Below are 17,269 nucleotides of genomic sequence, written 5' to 3' on the forward strand. Positions count from 1 at the left end.
GATATACAAGTACTAATTTACTTGTCAGTCTGTTGATTAATCCATGTACCAGCAGCATTAAGTGCTTCGTTCAAGGCATCAACCTTTTCAATACAATTCTTAACCTGTGGATGACCAGGCTGATCAATAAAGGCAATACCGCTCTTCTTAGCTGTCTCCAAAGATGCGATTGCCTCGTTGAGAGCGTTGTTCAACTCATTGTACTTAGGATAATTGTTATTTTTCAAGAAGTTCATGATAGAGTACTTAGCTGGGGTAGAGATGTTCTCTGTACCACGTACGCCATAGAGTGAGTTCTTGATAGAATAGATGTTATCCTGGTAGTCTTGGAATGAACGCTTGCTGTAAGGTGACTCGATGTAGTTAGCTGCATCGTCTGCCGTACCAGTACCTGTAGCCTTACGATAAGCCTGACCAAGTTTTTGTGAAGCAACTTCTTCGCAGATGCCAGAGCATCCGCCAATGAATATATTGTTCAATGTCTCATGCCATGATGCAAACATACCATTCTCCGTTGTAGCGAACTGTGAATAATCACGGTATGGAATCAACTTTGGAGAAAGTCCTTTGTGACGTGTTCCATTAACTACCCACATTGCATTTGCAAGCTGATTCAAGTGTGATGTTGGGATACTTGTACCTAACCAGCCATATTCCAAAAGGTAAGTCATGTTACGGAGGTCACCTGCAACAGCTGCTGCAAAGGCTGCTTCGTTTACAGTACTTACACTTGTAAGACCTTGTTCTGTCTCTTTCTCAGCATTGAAGTCTGCTACTGTACGATTCTTACCATTACGGAAGAGAACGAACTCCAATCCGTGGAAACCTAACACAGAGTCGAAGTTACCATTGTTGTCATAAACATACTTGGTTGGGTTCTCACCATTGATACCAGCAATAACGGAAGCATCATTTAATGCCCTTGTCAACTGATCATGGTCGAGTGGCCATGAGTCGATATGTGGGTCGATCTCATTATCAGAAGCTGCGCCATAAAGGAATGACTCACTCTGCTCCCAATCTCTACGTGCTCCTTTGAAAGCCTCACAAGCTGCATCAATATCACTCTGAGTCAAAGTACCTGCTTTACGCTTCTGATAAAGATTCTGGCAAGCCTTATAAAGGATATCAGACTTCTCTGCCAAGTCTAAATATGTAGGTTTAACAACTTCATTAATGTAGTTGGCAACAACCTTGCCCATCTCTGTTTTATTAGCGTTTGCTCTACTTTCGCTTGCAGCCTGGCTTAAAGCAGATTGCTGTTCAGGTGTGAGAATTGTTGTGTTAATAGGCTCATCATCATCACTACTACATGATACGAAGCCTGTAGCTAATGTTCCTGCAAGAAGGAACATTGCGAGTTTTGTTACTTTTTTCATTACAATCTTTATTTAATGATAATTTATAATAGTGTTTTCTCTTATAGGAAGAAGCCCTCGTATGCAATACCTATATTTATAGAAGGTTCATCGTTGTATCCTTTCTTAAGATTACGATAGTTGTACTCCGCCTTGATAGCTATCTGTGGGATAGGATAGTAGTTGATACCTGTTGCAAGGATAGTTCTGTTAGTCCACTGCTTTGTTGTAGCGTGAATATAAGAATCATAATGTTCAATGTGACCGAAGACATAAAGCTTTTGGTTGTCGGCACGCATCTTATTAATCTGAGAGAAGATATCGTAACCTACTTCAAACATCATTGCCATAGCATGACTTCCGAAGTATTTACCATTACCTGACTCATAAGGCTTAACATATTGTACATTAGGGTATGAAAGTTGTGTAATCTCTTTTGCATTGCTAACGTAACCATAATCGATGTTACCTCTTGCAATCCAGTTGTATTTATTATAGGTGAAGTCTAAGCTACCAAGATAGACGTTACCCTTAATCTTCTTCTTTGCACCCTTCTCGCTATCGTGTGGTACGTTATTGTGCATCGCCTGTCCTGCATAAGCACTAACACCAATGCGAAGACCAGGGATAGTGTAGTTGTCTACACGTGTAAGGAAACCATATTTATTTGCGACCTCAAACTCGAAAGGACTTGACGTACCTTTCTGTATCCAGTTAGCACGACTAAAGTGATAGGCATCCAATCCTGCAATCATTTGTGCTACATAGCTAAAGTCACCCTTACGTCCCCAGAAAGAGATACCTGTTTGATGCCATGTACTTGGAAGAATTGTGTTTTCTCCCTCTGGACGATAAACAGTGAAGAAGTTTAATGGCTCATGATGAGCATTCACTAAGCCGAATGGTACAACGATATGACCAGCACGGATATTGAAAGCTTTTCCGAATGATTTTTGTAACCAGAACTGTTCCAGTTCTACTTCTCCACCTTTCTCTGTTTCGTGCTCAAACTCAATAGCTTCATCTGCTTCATATTCAATAGCAGAACCAGAACCACCATGTTCAAACTCTATTTCACTACCCATTGACCAGCCTTTACCGAAGTCGTAACCAAGGTAGATAACTGCATGAGGAATATCAAATCGACCATGACTTGGGTCTTTCTTATAGAGACTAGGTGTTGTATAACGATTACCATTATCGCTATAGAAGTTGCGTGAGTAAGCAGCCTCACCATAACCACCAAGACTTAATTTGTTTCCTTTGACATGATTCATTACAGAGTCAGCAGCGTTTACTTGTGCTTGTGCAGTAGTCGTTCCTGCTAGGAGTGCTCCAAAGATAATCCCGAATGTAAAATTATTCATAGAGTTCTTGTCTATTATTTATTATTATTTCGTTCGCAAAGTTACTTTCTTTTATTGAATAAGGCAATACCTATATCTATTGAATTTTTATCTATTTTAGTATTACTTTAGACCGAAAAACTCATTTGTTGAGTCATAATTAATAGGTATTGTTGTATTTGTTCCATTTTAAACTTTGGGATTGATAATATTGTTATTCTTTCGTATATATGCTCTTTTTAGGGCAAAGAGATGCTCTTTTTGCCTTTAGAAGGTACTCTTTTCTAACGTAAAAGAGTACCTTTAATATTTCATGATTTTGTTGTATTTGTTTGTTATAAGACTTTTCTTTATAAGACTCAATGTATTATGTTGTAATTTAACTAGATATAGTTTTACATTACTTTGCTAAATATTTGTACTTTGTTGTACGTTTTGAAGCAATACAATTCATGTGTTAGGGAAGGTTGTTTCTGCTTTTAATACTAATAAATTAGGATATTAGGTTAAATACTTGATGATTCCTATTGTGTTATTGAACTTTTTTTTGTTATTTTGCATACGATATCATTACGGAAAGACAAGATGAAGAATCAAAAGATGTATGAGCCTGATGATAAGATGATAAACCTTATCAAAGACAACTATAGTCTATTACAGAGTTTAGGTTGTTTTGGCATTAGCTTAGGCTTTGGAGATAAAACGGTGAGAGAAGTTTGTAATGACCAGAATGTTGATACATATACGTTCTTGTCAGTTGTGAATTATACTATTAATGGTTATAAAGGATTTGATGATCTTGATAGGTTATCAATACCCACTCTTATGCAGTATCTCAGAGCGAGTCACACTTATTATCTTGACTACGAATTACCTTTCATTCGAAGAGAATTGACGGGTGCTTTGGATGAGAATGATAACCTTGCTCGACTCATACTTCGCCTTTATGATGAGTATGCTCACTCTATTCGTAATCATATGCAATATGAGGAAAAGAATGTGTTCCCTTATGTTGACTCTTTATTAAAAGGTGAGGCTAATGATACTTATGATGTAGAAACCTACTCTAAACATCATAGCCAAACAGATGATAAGTTGCGTGAGTTAAAGAGCATTATCATTAAGTATCTTCCTTCTGACTCCCATCATAATAACCGTCTCACTGCCACATTATATGATATATATAATTGTGAGGAATGGCTCGACCAGCATGCTTTAGTTGAGGATGATATCTTTATTCCTGTTATTAGACGATTAGAACAGAAGAGTAAGCAAAATGATGTTAGTGTAAAGATCTCTAACATGATAACACAGAGTCCAGAATCGAATGAAGTTCTTAGCGATCGTGAGAAAGATGTTATCGTTTCTGTTGCTCAAGGAATGACTAATAAAGAGATTGCCAACCATCTCTGTATATCAACGAATACTGTCATTACGCATCGTCGAAATATAGCAAGGAAATTACAGATACATTCTCCTGCGGGTTTGACTATCTATGCTATTGTCAACAATTTGGTGGATATAAGTAGTGTGAAATTATAATTATCTATAGATAGGGTATATGATGTTTCTTCTTACTATCCTTTTCTAAAATTAATTTATATCTTGGTCAGTGTGTATGGAGAATGTAGAAATGAAGAAAATGGGTCGCCCAAAGATGGCTATCGTAGACCCTAATACACTTGCAGTCCTAGGCTTAAAACAGATATTGCAGAATGTGATACCAATCATGTCTGTAGAGACCTTTTCTTCATTCCAAGAGTTTGAAGAGGCTCAACCAGATTCATTCTATCACTATTTTGTAGCACAAGTAATAGTCTTAGAAAATAGGCAGTTCTTTTCTCAACGCATACATAAGACTATTGTACTAACAATTACCAAGAACCCTAATTCTCAATTATCAGGCTTTCATAGTTTCTGTATTAATGTGCCCGAGGAGGAACTTGTTAAAGCAATTTTGAAGATAGAACAGTATGGGCATTCGGGTGGAAAGAACTTACCTGAACTTCCACAAGTGTTGAAGAATAAGATATTGAGCAATCGTGAAATAGAAGTCTTATCTTTGATAGTTCAAGGAATGATTAATAAAGAGATTGCCGAGAAACTTAACATAAGCTTGACAACGGTTATTTCACATCGAAAGAATATTATGGATAAGTTAGGTGTGAAAAGCGTGTCTGCACTGACTATCTATGCTGTTATGCATGGTTACATTGACATTAATAAGATATAGAATGATAAATTCTTATAGTTCCTGGACAAGACTTTTCCATTAAGTCTTGTCTTTTTTGTACCTTATTAATACTAAGAAGCTTTCCCTTTCCTTTTATAAGAAAGGTGACAGAAGATGTGCAAACCATCCTCTAAAGCGTTGCCATGGAGTTCGCCATTGTTTCCATAGCTTCTCTGTTAGCTTGAAACTATCTTTCTTTTGATTCTCAAAGAGAGTATCCAATTCATGGGTTGTACATTTATCAACGATAACTGCATTCTCCTCTCTGTCCCACCTAAGACTCCGTGAGTTGAGGTTTGCAGACCCAACAGTACATAATTGTCCATCTACTGTGATAATCTTTGTATGATGAAAACCTGCCTTGTATAACCATATCGTACATCCGTCTTTCATCAGCTGATGAGCATTATAGAATCCACAATCTGGCGTTAAGGGTATATCGCTCCTTACACTCAACAATATCTCAACTTTCACACCCCTTTTTACAGCCTTACGCAAAGCCTTCTTTAAAGTAGGACTTAACGTGAAGTAAGGATTGATGATCTTTATACTATCCTTTGCATCATTGATGGCGTTAACATAGAAGTAACGGATAATATCTTTGCTGACTTGTGGCTCTCGATTGATGATACCAACCATCTTTTTACCAGCACTTTTACAAGTATCAGGTTTTAATCCTTTGATATAGTCAGCATTCGATATACCGCGATAATATTTTGCGCCATGCACCTGTTTCGTAGAGACAAGATACCACATTCTTAGAAAGATGTTCTGTAAAGTGTTTACCTCATCGCCTTCTATTCTACAGTGCATATCGTGCCATGAGCCAACGACTTTCGTACCTTTTATATAATAGTCAGCCACGTTCATCCCACCTGTATATGCTATCTTACCATCAATGATAACAATCTTTCGGTGGTCTCGATTGAAGATATCATGTATCCAAGGGAACTCTATAGGCTTAAACTCATATATCTCTATCCCTTTCTTGCGGATAGCCCTCAAAGTACTCTTCTTCATGGGTTGGTTATTACTGGCATTCCCAAACCCATCAAATATAGCCCTCACTTCAACACCTTGCTTTACCTTTTTCTCTAAATGGCGTATGAGTTCATCGTTGATTGAATCGTTGCGAAAGTTGAAGTATTCTAAGTGAATGCTCGAACGTGCTTGGTCTATTGCTTTGAACAAGTCATCGAACTTCTCCTGACCAGTACAAAGAAGAGTGACCGAGTTATTATGTGAAAAGCTTATTCCTTTGTGACGTAATTGGCATACAAGCATTGAGTCAGCTCTCCCATCCTTATTTGCTAATTCCTTGCCATTACCCTTATACTCAAAGGTCTTAGCCGTTAGATGATAAGGGAAGAGTAGGGCTATGAATGTACAAATGCAAGTAATGATGGGCTTTCTATAACTTTCTTGTTTCCTTTTTGTCATTTTCTTGTAGGAATACTCCTTTCTTGGTATTAACTCAATGAGAATATAAGGTGTTAAATCATACAACTATAGTGATCGACAACTCCCAGAAGATTCTTTTCTTCATCACATACTAAGACTGTATGTACTTTATGTCTATGCATAATCTGCTGTATTTCTGTAATTTTAATGTTGGGAAGAACCATCTTAGGCTCTGTAGTCATAATATCTTTGACTGTATGGTTAAAGAACTCTGCTTGCCATCTTTCCATAGCCCGTCGGATATCACCATCTGTAATCAGACCTACGATTTTCTTTCCAGATAAAGCTATACCCAAGCCCAGTTTCCCCTTGCTAACATGGATAATTGCTTCGCCTAAGTGCATCTCCTTAGGGATAACAGGCAAGTTCTCTGATATCATGACATCTTGTGCAGTTGTCAATAAGCGCTTACCTAACTCACCTCCCGGATGGAACTGAGCGAAATCCTGTGGTCTAAAGTCTCTTACACGCATCAAAGCCACTGCAAGTGCATCGCCCATAACCAAAGCCGCTGTTGTTGAACTTGTTGGTGCTAGGTTTAGCGGGCACGCTTCTTTCTCAACCCAAACCTTGAGATGGGCTGTGGAGTATTTAGCTAGAAGTGAATGGGGATTCGCACTCATTCCTATGATTGGAATATTCATGTGGAGAACCATCGGTATAAAGCGAAGTAATTCATCAGTCTGACCAGAGTTAGACAATGCCAGTACGACATCCTCTTCTTTCATTACCCCTAAGTCACCATGATATACATCCAATGGGTTAACGAAGAAAGCAGGTGTACCTGTAGAAGAAAGTGTTGCAGCTATCTTCGCTCCAATATTTCCACTTTTACCAACTCCTGTCACAATGACTTTCCCTGTACAATGATACATCAAGTCGACAGCTTTCTCAAAGTTATCATCAAGTTGATTGATAAGATTGATTGTCGCATCAGCTTCTTCTTTGATACATTGTATAGCGTAGTCTCTTACATGAGTTAATCTTTCTTCTGCCTCAATCATATTAACTTGCTAATTAATTCGTCCAACTTATTTAACTCTAGCATATTGGCTGCATCAGACAAACCTTGGTCTGGTGTTGGATGTACTTCAAAGAAATAACCTGTAGCACCAAAAGCCTTAGCAGCTAATGCCATAGAAGGAACAAACTTCCGATCGCCGATTGTCTTACCGTCTCCTGCGCTAGGACGTTGTACACTATGCGTGCAATCCATGATAACATTCGGAACAATCTCCTTCATATCTGCAATGTTACGGAAGTCTACAACTAGATTGTTGTAACCAAAGCAGTTGCCTCGTTCTGTAAGCCAAATCTCTTTTGCACCGCTTTCTAAGCATTTCTGCACGGGATATTTCATGTCTCGTCCACTTAAGAATTGTGCCTTCTTGATATTCACAATTTTGCCCGTCTTTGCTGCAGCTACTAACAAATCTGTTTGTCTACAAAGGAAGGCAGGAATCTGAATAACATCAACAACTTCGCCTACAGGTTCTGCTTGATCGCTCTCATGAATATCAGTAAGTAGTTTTAAACCAAACTTCTGCTTAATATCATAAAGCATACTCAATCCTTTCTCCAATCCAGGACCACGGAAAGAGTTTATACTTGTTCGGTTAGCTTTATCAAAGCTAGCCTTAAAAATGATATTAATATTGTATTTCTCGTTAAGCCTAACCAACTCTTCTGCAACAGAACAGAGGAGCTCTGAGCTCTCAATTACGCAGGGACCTGCAATGAAAGTGGGTTTATTGTTCATAATTCGGTAGGACTACTCCTGTTTCATAACTTAATTGAACTTCTCCTTGTAAGTGTTTGTGCAAAGTTATATATAATAAGGTTAACGCACAAGGTTTTAACCTTTGTTTACGTAAATGTACCAAATCTTATTGATAAAATTTGGAGTTTTCGATCAAAACACTTTACCTTTGCAGCGGATTTAAGTTATTATGTACCCCGTATGTGGGTTATAATTATAGGTAGAAAGATTTTATATTTAGTATTAACAATTAAAGCTTTTAAGATGAAAAAGATTTTGATGACACTTGCTGTAGCCTTTGTTGCTATAGCTGCTAACGCCCAGGTTTATGTTGGTGGTGGTGTAGGTATTGGTTCTTCAAAGGAAGGTTCTCATGATGCAGTAACTACTTACAAGGTATTGCCAGAAATCGGTTACAATGTTAACAAAGATGTTGCTATCGGTACTGTAATTGGTTGGGGTAAGGGTGCTCCTACAGAGATTGAGCAGGATAACCTACGTAACTACATCACCGTACAGCCTTACGTTCGTTACACATTTGTACACTCTAAGTACGTTAACGCTTTCGTTGATGGTAGTTTGGGTTATACACACTATCATGGCAAGATTAACGCATGGTCAGCAGGTTTGAAGCCAGGTATCGCTGTAAACCTCAACAAGAAGGTTAGCTTCGTTGCTCACGTAGGTTTTGCTGGTTGGCAGTCAATTAAGGTAAAGGGCGCATCTAAGGACAGCCACGCATGGGGTGCAAACCTTGATGGTAATAATATTACTTTCGGTGCTTATTACAACTTCTAAGGAATCGCCCTTAGATAGAAGATAAAGAGAGGGATATATCATTTAAAGTGATATATCCCTCTTCTTTTTGGCTTTTATTCTGTGTTTTAAAAGACATAAAGCACAGTAACATTTTTCAATGCTCAAAGGTCGAAACTCAAAACTCAAAGGTCAATGTTCAAATTATATACGGTTAGCCGAAAATTTTTATTTGATATAAATTTATTTCTAATCGCTTCCCCGTAAATTTCTAACCGTATATAAATTTATGGGGAACAGTATATAAATTTTCTTCTAACACGTTCCCCGTAAATCGCAAACACGTTGGAAATTTACGGGGAACAGCATATAAATTTTCTTCCAACAGCATACGAGTTTCTTTCTAACTTTTAAGTCGGAACTGTTAACATCAACGAAATGTACTTTCGTGGGGTACGGGTGTCGGACTCGTGCCCCACGGATCCGACACCCGTAGTCTACGAGTCCGACACCCGTGCTTTACGAATTTGGCACCATAATAAGAGGCATAAAAAATAGTTCGCGAACAAAACAAAAATTGTTCGCGAACTATTTCCGAATTGTTCGCGAACTCTTTTTAGATTCTTCGCGAACAATTTTCTGCGTTTCTTATTAAAACAGCCAAGGGATTTAAAGAAAGACTTAGAATGAAGTAGAAAAGGTGAGAGTTCTAGGTCGTTATTGATTCTTAATTGTAATCTCACGTTGTGGGAATGGAATTTCAATACCATTCTTATTGAGCGTATCATAAATACATTCCATGATAATGCTATCATCAAGTCCTTGTGTGAAAACGTTAACCCATACAAGTACTTTTAGTGTAATGCAGCTATCATCAAAACTCTTTAGTAAGACCATTACCTTCTTTTTCTTGTAAGTAATGTCTAGTGCGGTGATGGCATCAATCAGCATTTTCTTAACTTCATTGATATTACTACCGTATGCTACGCCTACTTCTAGGATGTCAAGCTCATATCCATGATTCTTTGTCATGTTCTTATAGTTCTTCGTAAAGAGCTGTGAATTTTGGAAGGCAATGATTGATCCATCTAGTGCTTCAAGCATTGTTGAGGTATAGCTGATAGAGCTTACACGTCCACGTATGCCATCACATACAATATAATCGCCTATCTTGATTCGTCCTGTCATCAATGATATACCATAGTATATGTTCTCAAGAATATCTTTCATGGCGAAACCGATACCAGTTGATAAGCCGCCAGTTACAACAACTAGCCATGTGTTGCTGATTTGGAATATACTTAAAGTCGTCAATAACCATGCGCCCCATACAACTACTTGTAAGACATTGATAAACATTGTACCTCTAGCAGCAGCCGTTGTAGGGTCACTCTTCTTTAAGAATTCTTTTATAGCGTCCCTAATCGTATGATTGAGATAGTTAAAGATGAACCAAAGGATTGTAACTACGGCGATAGAGTAGATACTAATCTTGAACTTATCAGAATCAATGAAGTTCGCACGGAATAACCTCCAAGTTATATCACTTAGGTTGAATACATCTGCTGCCCAATAAATTGAGATGATGAAAGATGATACCAATGATGATGGTATGAATACATTGTATATAAATCTGATAATCCAAGTCTTTACAATTGACAATTTCTTTTCAGGATGTCTCTCCCTATATTGATCAAGATAATCATGGAAGAACGCGATTGTTAATATACATGCTAATTGCATCATCCACCAAATAAAGGCTTGCACGCCCAGCATGGTATAGCCTATTATTGAGCTAATCAGCGAGAAGACAAATACCGTGAGTGATAAATAAGCAAGGTATAAGTCGTATTTAGGAATTTGCAAGCGGTGCTTGTAAATCATCCTTGCCTGCCACAAAGCATTGAGCAATAAGAGGGGAGGGTAGACGAGTGTTACTATGGAGCTTGGCAACATCACAATACGGAAGGTGATGACGGTAAACCCAACAAAGATAAGAGGGTAATATATGCGATAGGTGTTGTGTGTTTGTGCACCACTAACACGCAATAACAATGAGGCAAAGATAACAGTAAGTAACCATGTGTATTCGAGCAAAAGGTTGCATGCCATGTGAACAAAGTTGGATGGCGAAAGAATCTTGATGATGACGAGTATGATACTAAAAGTAATGATTGATGTCACCATAATAATACATGTTCGCTTGGCAAGAAAAGCACTGTTCTGCTGCTCAAACCGATTCGTCTTCATTACCTTCGTAACAAGGAAACGAATGCTTAAATAATTGAAGAGTATTGCCACTAAACCATAGATGAGTATCATGGAAAAGAGCGTAATGAGCCACCTTACATCCCATTGAGATTGCACGACTCGTTGTGGCGTGTATTTCTCAGAAAGGTTAGAACTCATTTGAGAGATAAGTGTTGGAGCATTGCGTAGGAATTTAAAGTAATTTACTCCGCTATTTGTAAAGATGCTCGTCTGAATCTCCTCATATCTCTTTTGCGCATACGTATCGAGCGATTGAAGTTGTTGTTGGTTGTATTGGTAATATTGTATATATTCTTGATAAGAGTCGTTACGCTCTTGCAACATTCGACGTATGCTAACGGCAAGCGTTAAACAAACGTTGCGGTCAGTCTTCATCTTGTCTGTCATGCCAAAGGTGTACATTGTACTGAGCACGTTGATAAGAGAATCATAACGAGCAATCTCCTCCTTACTCTGGGTGATAAGGTCATGAAAGGGGCGCGACTTACTCTGAAAATCCTTCCATAGTTCGGTAGCCTCTTGGCAGGCATAAGTTAAATCAAAGATGTTATCCGTCTTTTGAGAATAAAGCATGAGCGACACCTGGGCAGAGTGCTCTCCAATCTCTTTTAGCTGATTCATCACTTGCTCACTAATAAACTTAGAGTTGTTTAATTGCTTTGTTTGTTCAAGATGTTGTGCAATTAACTCATGACGGAGAACAGAGAGTGAGTTCTTCAATGAATCTTCCTGTAATACGGCACTTGCTGGGAGTGTAATGATAAACAGCAAGATAGTAATGAAGAATATCTTTTTATACATACTTCTGGGTTGTGATGATAAACAGTTTATTTAAACAATAATTGATGCAAAGATAAGCAAAGTTTATGATTTTGCAGTTGCTGTTTATGTAAAATGATACTAAAGATATGTCATGGGACTTATTTCTGTTACCATAATGCTTATAAATCAATAAAAAAGTGTAAGTTTGCATACAAAAAGATACAATGATATTAATAGCTGATAGTGGTGGCTCGAAGACTGATTGGGCATTAGTGGGTACACCTAATGATGGTTTTAATGTTGTCCTTAAAGTTCGTACACAGGGCTTAAATCCTTTTCATCAATCGGAGGATATAATTTTCAACGTATTGGAAACGGAGTTGAAACCAGCTTTGAAAGAAAGCATGAGAAATGCGGAACTCATCGAGCCTTTTGATATTATTAGTGAGGTTACTAGTGTCGCCTTTTATGGTGCTGGTTGTACTGCTGATTTGTCTATAAAAGTGTGTAAAGCACTTTCAAAATCCTTTCCCTTAGCTAACGTAGAGGTACAGAGCGACTTATTAGGTGCAGCAAGAGCTACTTGTGGTCATCATGCAGGTATAGTTTGTATCTTAGGGACGGGAGCTAATAGCTGTCTATACAGTGGTAAAGAGATTGTAGAGAATGTTCCGCCTTTGGGTTATATCCTCGGTGACGAAGGAAGTGGAGCGGTTCTAGGAAAGCTGTTCCTGAATGGTATCTTTAAAGGGAGCTTGTCTAAAGAAGTAGGTGAAACCTACTTGTCATGGTCAGGCTTGACTTATTCAGATATAATCAGTAAAGTCTATCGTCAACCTTTAGCTAATCGTTATTTAGCTAGTATCTCAAAGTTTATTCATGCTAATTTGGAGAAGGCAGAGTTAGAAGAACTCGTATTGTCTAATTTAGCTACCTTCTTTGAAAAGAATATTATGAGATATTCTAACGCTTCAGTATATTCTATATCAGCTGTAGGAGGCGTTGCTGCTGCTTATGAAACGCAGTTGAGAAAATGCGCTAAATCATTCGGTTATAGTGTTGATAAAGTACTTGCTTCTCCGATTGATGGGCTGATAGACTATCATCGTTAATTTATTCTGTCTTTCCTCTCTTACTTTTAGCTATAAAGAGAGTTAAAAATAAGGAAGATGAATGAGTAATAAGGAACCGTTAGCAGATTATTTGTAAAGTGGAGTTTGCAATAAGAGTATGTTTTTTAATAGAATTGCTTTGCTTTTCAAATATTTTTGTATCTTTGCATTTGTTTTAAAACAAGTTTCACAAGAACAAGATTGCATATTTAAATTATAGCTATATAAAGTTTATGTATTTCACACTTTTTGTTACCGTTCTGATAACGGCCGCATTCTTGGTAGTGGCAGCGTATGCCATAGCTAAGTTGATTGGTCCGCGTTCGTACAATCCGGTGAAAGGTGAGCCTTTTGAGTGTGGTATTCCGACTTATGGAACCTCTTGGTTACCAGTGCATATCGGATACTATCTCTTTGCAATCCTCTTCCTGATGTTTGACGTGGAAACAGTTTTCTTATACCCATGGGCTGTTGTTGTTAAGACATTTGGACCTTTAGCACTAGCTACCATTGGGTTCTTTATGTTGGTATTAGTATTTGGCCTTGCTTATGCATGGCGGAAAGGAGCGCTTGAATGGAAATAAGGAAGCCAAAAATCAAGTCTCTTCCATACGATGAATGGAAGGACAATGATACGCTCAGTAAGATGGCAAGCGAACTGAACGATGGTGGTACTAACCTCGTTTTAGGTAACTTGGATCAACTTATAAATTGGGGGCGTAGTAATTCTCTGTGGTCATTGACTTTCGCTACTTCTTGTTGTGGTATTGAGTTTATGGCTGTTGGTTGTGCACGTTACGACTTCTCTCGTTTTGGATTTGAGGTTACACGTAACTCTCCTCGTCAGGCAGACTTGATTATGTGTGCTGGTACTATTACTAATAAAATGGCACCAGCATTGAAACGTTTGTATGATGAGATGGCAGAGCCTAAGTATGTTATAGCTGTTGGTGGATGCGCTATTTCTGGTGGTCCTTTCAAGGATAGCTATCATGTTATGCGTGGTATTGATGAGATCATTCCAGTGGATGTATATATCCCAGGTTGCCCTCCTCGTCCAGAGGCTATTATTTACGGAATGATGCAACTTCAGCGTAAGGTTAAAGTTGAGAAATTCTTTGGGGGTGTTAATCATAAGCAGACAGCTGAAGAGCGTGAGTTGGGTAAGAGTAATGCCGAACTGATATTTAAGGAGAAATTGGGTATTGATCCTGAAGAGATTAAAGAGAAGCGTGAAGCTGCATGGGAAGAGGCACATAAGCCAACTCCTAAGCCTGCTCGCCCTGCAGCAAAACCTGCAGCAAAGCCTGTTTCTGCTGCTCCAGTAGAGGCAGCACCTAAGAAGGAAACGATTGTCGTTAACCAGCCTGTAACAAAAGATGATGTTGAGAAGTTGGGTAAGGAAATCGATCAGATAGATGCTGCAAAGAAGGCTGCTGACGAAAGTGCAACTAACATATAATATATAAGGTACGCGAGAATGAAACTAGAAAATAAAGAATTCGGTTTTGATAGCTTTGCTACAGAAATGGCAAGGTTGAAGAATGAGAAGCATTTCGATTACCTTGTAACTGTTGTCGGTGAAGACTTTGGTGCAGAAGAAGGGCTTGGATGTATTTATATTCTTGAGAATACAAAAACACATGAGCGTTGTTCTGTAAAGCAGCTTGCAAAGAAGGTAGGAGAGGAATATGTAATTCCTTCTGTTATTAAGTTATGGGCTGATGCCGACTTGTTGGAACGTGAGGTTTATGACTTCTATGGTATTAAGTTCCTTGGTCATCCAGATATGCGTCGTCTCTTCTTACGCAATGACTTTAAGGGTTATCCTCTTCGTAAGGATTACGATATGGATCCTGCAAAGAATATGTATACTACGGAAGACGATGTTGAACTTGATACAACAACAGAGTGGAACTTAAACAAGAATGGTGAACTCGTAGGAACACAACATGCTTTGTTTACTGATGACAACTTTGTTGTTAATATTGGTCCTCAGCACCCTTCTACTCATGGTGTACTTCGTTTACAAACAGTATTAGATGGTGAGACAGTTACTAATATCTATCCACACTTAGGTTATATCCATCGTGGTATAGAGAAACTTTGTGAACAGTTTACTTATCCTCAGACATTGGCATTGACTGACCGTATGAATTACCTGTCAGCTATGATGCATCGTCATGCACTTGTGGGTGTGATAGAAGAGGGTATGGGAATTGAATTGTCGGAACGTATTCTCTATATCCGTACTATTATGGATGAGTTACAGCGTATTGATAATCACCTTCTTTATACAGCTTGTTGTGCACAGGACTTAGGTGCTCTTACAGCATTCCTTTATGGTATGCGTGACCGTGAGCATGTCCTCAATGTAATGGAGGAGACAACAGGTGGTCGTTTGATACAGAACTATTATAGAATAGGTGGTTTGCAGGCTGATATTGATCCAAACTTTGTATCAAATGTAAAGCAACTCTGTAAGTATCTTCGTCCAATGATTCAGGAGTATGTTGATGTCTTTGGTGATAACGTAATTACACATCAGCGTTTCGAAGGTGTTGGTGTTATGAACGAAGAAGATTGTATCAGCTATGGTGTGACTGGTCCTGCTGGTCGTGCTAGCGGTTGGAAAAATGACGTTCGTAAGAATCATCCTTATGCGATGTATGATAAGGTGAACTTTGAAGAGATTACATTGACAAATGGTGATTCTATGGATCGTTACTTCTGTCATATTAAGGAAATCTATCAGAGTCTCAATATTATAGAGCAATTGATTGATAATATTCCTGAGGGTGAGTTCTATATCAAGCAGAAGCCAATTATTAAAGTTCCAGAAGGTCAGTGGTACTTCTCTGTTGAGGGTGCAAGTGGTGAATTTGGTGCTTATTTAGATTCAAGAGGTGATAAAACTGCTTATCGTTTGAAGTTCCGTCCAATGGGATTGACACTTGTTGGTGCTATGGATAAGATGTTGCGTGGTCAGAAGATAGCCGATTTGGTTACTACTGGTGCTGCACTTGACTTCGTAATCCCTGATATTGACCGTTAACAAGGTTTATCATAAAAGTAATCAATTAAGAATTAAAATCATACTATGTTCGATTTTAGAATAGTAACAACATGGTTCGACGAATTACTACGTGTCACTTGTGGCTTGAGTAACTTCTGGACCGTTCTGATTGAGTGCGTTGCGGTGGGACTGGCAATACTTCTTGCTTATGCTTTACTTGCAATAGTACTTATCTTTATGGAGCGTAAGGTTTGTGCTTACTTCCAGTGCCGTATAGGTCCTGTTAGAGTAGGTTGGTGGGGAACCTTACAGGTCTTTGCTGATGTATTGAAGATGTTAATCAAAGAGATTTTTGCAGTTGATAAGGCTGATAAATTGCTTTATTATCTTGCTCCATTTTTGGTTATTATTGCTTCAGTAGGAACTTTCTCTTTCCTTCCATGGAATAAAGGAGCTAATATCTTAGACTTTAATGTGGGTATATTCCTTGTAACAGCTATTAGTTCAATTGGTGTTCTTGGAATCTTCCTTGCAGGTTGGGGAAGTAATAATAAGTACTCTGTTCTCTCTGCTATGCGTGGTGCGGTACAGATGATTTCTTATGAGTTGTCTTTGGGACTCTGTTTAATTTCTGCAGTTATTCTCACTGGTACAATGCAGATTTCAGGTATTGTTGAAGCACAGACTGGTCCTTTGCGGTGGTTAATCGTACAGGGACATGTTCCTGCTACTTTGGCTTTCCTCGTATTCTGTGTTGCTGGTAATGCAGAGGCTAACCGTGGTCCATTTGACTTGGCAGAAGCTGAGAGTGAGTTGACTGCAGGTTACCATACAGAGTACAGTGGTATGGGATTTGGTTTTTACTACTTGGCAGAATATCTTAATCTTTTTGTTGTAGCAGGTATTGCAGCTACTGTATTCTTAGGTGGTTGGGCCCCTTTGAACATTGGCTTGGATGGTTTTGATGGCTTTGATGCTATTATGGATTGTATTCCAGGTATTGTTTGGTTCCTTGGTAAGACATTCGCAGTAGTATTCTTGCTGATGTGGATTAAGTGGACATTCCCACGTCTCCGTATCGATCAGATTCTGAAATTAGAGTGGAAGTATCTTATGCCACTATCATTGGTTATCCTTGTGTTGATGACAGTGTGTGTTGCATTCGGTTGGACGATTCACTATTAATGGTTAAAGA

At 38.5% G+C, this 17,269-nt stretch carries 14 protein-coding genes; 8 read left to right on the forward strand and 6 right to left on the reverse strand.

Annotation, left to right across the window (positions count from 1 at the left end):
• Window positions 1-17 precede the first annotated feature (17 nt).
• Both F0475_RS06135 and F0475_RS06140 read right to left on the reverse strand, forming a co-directional pair.
• Complete coding sequence (locus tag F0475_RS06135; protein WP_155715927.1) at window positions 18-1,379, reverse strand: imelysin family protein; 1,362 nt, start codon at window positions 1,377-1,379, stop codon at window positions 18-20.
• Window positions 1,380-1,420: 41 nt separating this feature from the next.
• Window positions 1,421-2,725 carry a hypothetical protein gene (locus tag F0475_RS06140; protein WP_155715928.1) on the reverse strand — a complete coding sequence of 435 codons (1,305 nt, stop codon included), beginning with the start codon at window positions 2,723-2,725 and terminating at the stop codon, window positions 1,421-1,423.
• Window positions 2,726-3,289: 564 nt separating this feature from the next.
• Here F0475_RS06140 and F0475_RS06145 point away from each other — a divergent pair.
• Window positions 3,290-4,246 (forward strand): LuxR C-terminal-related transcriptional regulator, encoded by a 957-nt coding sequence (locus F0475_RS06145; protein WP_155715929.1) that lies wholly within the window; start codon window positions 3,290-3,292, stop codon window positions 4,244-4,246.
• Between the two features lie 76 nt (window positions 4,247-4,322).
• On the forward strand, window positions 4,323-4,937 hold the full coding sequence (locus tag F0475_RS06150; protein ID WP_155715930.1) for a response regulator transcription factor: 615 nt from the start codon (window positions 4,323-4,325) through the stop codon (window positions 4,935-4,937).
• A 93-nt stretch (window positions 4,938-5,030) separates the two neighbouring features.
• Here the strand turns inward: F0475_RS06150 and cls are convergent, their stop codons facing one another.
• From cls to kdsA, 3 genes are read right to left on the reverse strand one after another with little or no spacing between them, the layout of a single operon-like run.
• Entirely contained in the window at window positions 5,031-6,443 is a 1,413-nt protein-coding gene (gene cls / locus F0475_RS06155) for a cardiolipin synthase (protein WP_155715931.1), read from the reverse strand.
• A complete protein-coding gene (locus F0475_RS06160; protein WP_155715932.1) occupies window positions 6,431-7,402 on the reverse strand; it encodes a KpsF/GutQ family sugar-phosphate isomerase in 972 nt (323 codons plus the stop codon). The genes cls and F0475_RS06160 overlap by 13 nt, the downstream gene beginning before the upstream one ends.
• Entirely contained in the window at window positions 7,399-8,157 is a 759-nt protein-coding gene (gene kdsA, locus F0475_RS06165) for a 3-deoxy-8-phosphooctulonate synthase (protein ID WP_009434084.1), read from the reverse strand. Before kdsA ends, F0475_RS06160 begins: the two co-directional genes overlap by 4 nt.
• A gap of 264 nt (window positions 8,158-8,421) precedes the next feature.
• Between kdsA and F0475_RS06170 the strand changes: the two genes are divergently transcribed.
• Window positions 8,422-8,955 carry an outer membrane beta-barrel protein gene (locus F0475_RS06170; RefSeq protein WP_155715933.1) on the forward strand — a complete coding sequence of 178 codons (534 nt, stop codon included), beginning with the start codon at window positions 8,422-8,424 and terminating at the stop codon, window positions 8,953-8,955.
• A gap of 675 nt (window positions 8,956-9,630) precedes the next feature.
• On the opposite strand, the gene F0475_RS06175 is transcribed toward F0475_RS06170, so the two are convergent.
• Complete coding sequence (locus tag F0475_RS06175; RefSeq protein WP_155715934.1) at window positions 9,631-11,985, reverse strand: mechanosensitive ion channel family protein; 2,355 nt, start codon at window positions 11,983-11,985, stop codon at window positions 9,631-9,633.
• A gap of 185 nt (window positions 11,986-12,170) precedes the next feature.
• Here F0475_RS06175 and F0475_RS06180 point away from each other — a divergent pair, with 185 nt between their 5' ends.
• From F0475_RS06180 to nuoH, 5 genes are all read left to right on the forward strand, one after another.
• Entirely contained in the window at window positions 12,171-13,058 is an 888-nt protein-coding gene (locus F0475_RS06180) for an ATPase (protein ID WP_155715935.1), read from the forward strand.
• Window positions 13,059-13,291: 233 nt separating this feature from the next.
• Complete coding sequence (locus F0475_RS06185) at window positions 13,292-13,642, forward strand: NADH-quinone oxidoreductase subunit A (protein ID WP_008822630.1); 351 nt, start codon at window positions 13,292-13,294, stop codon at window positions 13,640-13,642.
• Window positions 13,633-14,520 (forward strand): NADH-quinone oxidoreductase subunit B, encoded by an 888-nt coding sequence (locus tag F0475_RS06190; protein ID WP_155715936.1) that lies wholly within the window; start codon window positions 13,633-13,635, stop codon window positions 14,518-14,520. Before F0475_RS06185 ends, F0475_RS06190 begins: the two co-directional genes overlap by 10 nt.
• 18 nt (window positions 14,521-14,538) lie before the next feature.
• Window positions 14,539-16,113 carry an NADH-quinone oxidoreductase subunit D-related protein gene (locus F0475_RS06195; RefSeq protein WP_009434062.1) on the forward strand — a complete coding sequence of 525 codons (1,575 nt, stop codon included), beginning with the start codon at window positions 14,539-14,541 and terminating at the stop codon, window positions 16,111-16,113.
• A 45-nt stretch (window positions 16,114-16,158) separates the two neighbouring features.
• Window positions 16,159-17,259 (forward strand): NADH-quinone oxidoreductase subunit NuoH, encoded by a 1,101-nt coding sequence (gene nuoH / locus F0475_RS06200; RefSeq protein WP_155715937.1) that lies wholly within the window; start codon window positions 16,159-16,161, stop codon window positions 17,257-17,259.
• Window positions 17,260-17,269 lie beyond the last annotated feature (10 nt).

This window comes from Prevotella vespertina (assembly GCF_009728485.1).
GTDB classification, from domain to species: Bacteria; Bacteroidota; Bacteroidia; order Bacteroidales; family Bacteroidaceae; genus Prevotella; species Prevotella vespertina.

What these genes read in the sequence shown, in the direction of transcription:
- nuoH (WP_155715937.1), top strand. Translation starts at nt 16,159, where the DNA reads ATGTTCGATTTTAGAATAGTAACAACATGGTTCGACGAATTACTACGT.
- F0475_RS06195 (WP_009434062.1), top strand. Translation starts at nt 14,539, where the DNA reads ATGAAACTAGAAAATAAAGAATTCGGTTTTGATAGCTTTGCTACAGAA.
- F0475_RS06170 (WP_155715933.1), top strand. Translation starts at nt 8,422, where the DNA reads ATGAAAAAGATTTTGATGACACTTGCTGTAGCCTTTGTTGCTATAGCT.
- kdsA (WP_009434084.1), bottom strand. Translation starts at nt 8,157, where the DNA reads ATGAACAATAAACCCACTTTCATTGCAGGTCCCTGCGTAATTGAGAGC.
- F0475_RS06160 (WP_155715932.1), bottom strand. Translation starts at nt 7,402, where the DNA reads ATGATTGAGGCAGAAGAAAGATTAACTCATGTAAGAGACTACGCTATA.
- F0475_RS06135 (WP_155715927.1), bottom strand. Translation starts at nt 1,379, where the DNA reads ATGAAAAAAGTAACAAAACTCGCAATGTTCCTTCTTGCAGGAACATTA.
- F0475_RS06140 (WP_155715928.1), bottom strand. Translation starts at nt 2,725, where the DNA reads ATGAATAATTTTACATTCGGGATTATCTTTGGAGCACTCCTAGCAGGA.
- F0475_RS06175 (WP_155715934.1), bottom strand. Translation starts at nt 11,985, where the DNA reads ATGTATAAAAAGATATTCTTCATTACTATCTTGCTGTTTATCATTACA.
- F0475_RS06150 (WP_155715930.1), top strand. Translation starts at nt 4,323, where the DNA reads ATGGAGAATGTAGAAATGAAGAAAATGGGTCGCCCAAAGATGGCTATC.
- F0475_RS06145 (WP_155715929.1), top strand. Translation starts at nt 3,290, where the DNA reads ATGAAGAATCAAAAGATGTATGAGCCTGATGATAAGATGATAAACCTT.
- F0475_RS06185 (WP_008822630.1), top strand. Translation starts at nt 13,292, where the DNA reads ATGTATTTCACACTTTTTGTTACCGTTCTGATAACGGCCGCATTCTTG.
- F0475_RS06180 (WP_155715935.1), top strand. Translation starts at nt 12,171, where the DNA reads ATGATATTAATAGCTGATAGTGGTGGCTCGAAGACTGATTGGGCATTA.
- F0475_RS06190 (WP_155715936.1), top strand. Translation starts at nt 13,633, where the DNA reads ATGGAAATAAGGAAGCCAAAAATCAAGTCTCTTCCATACGATGAATGG.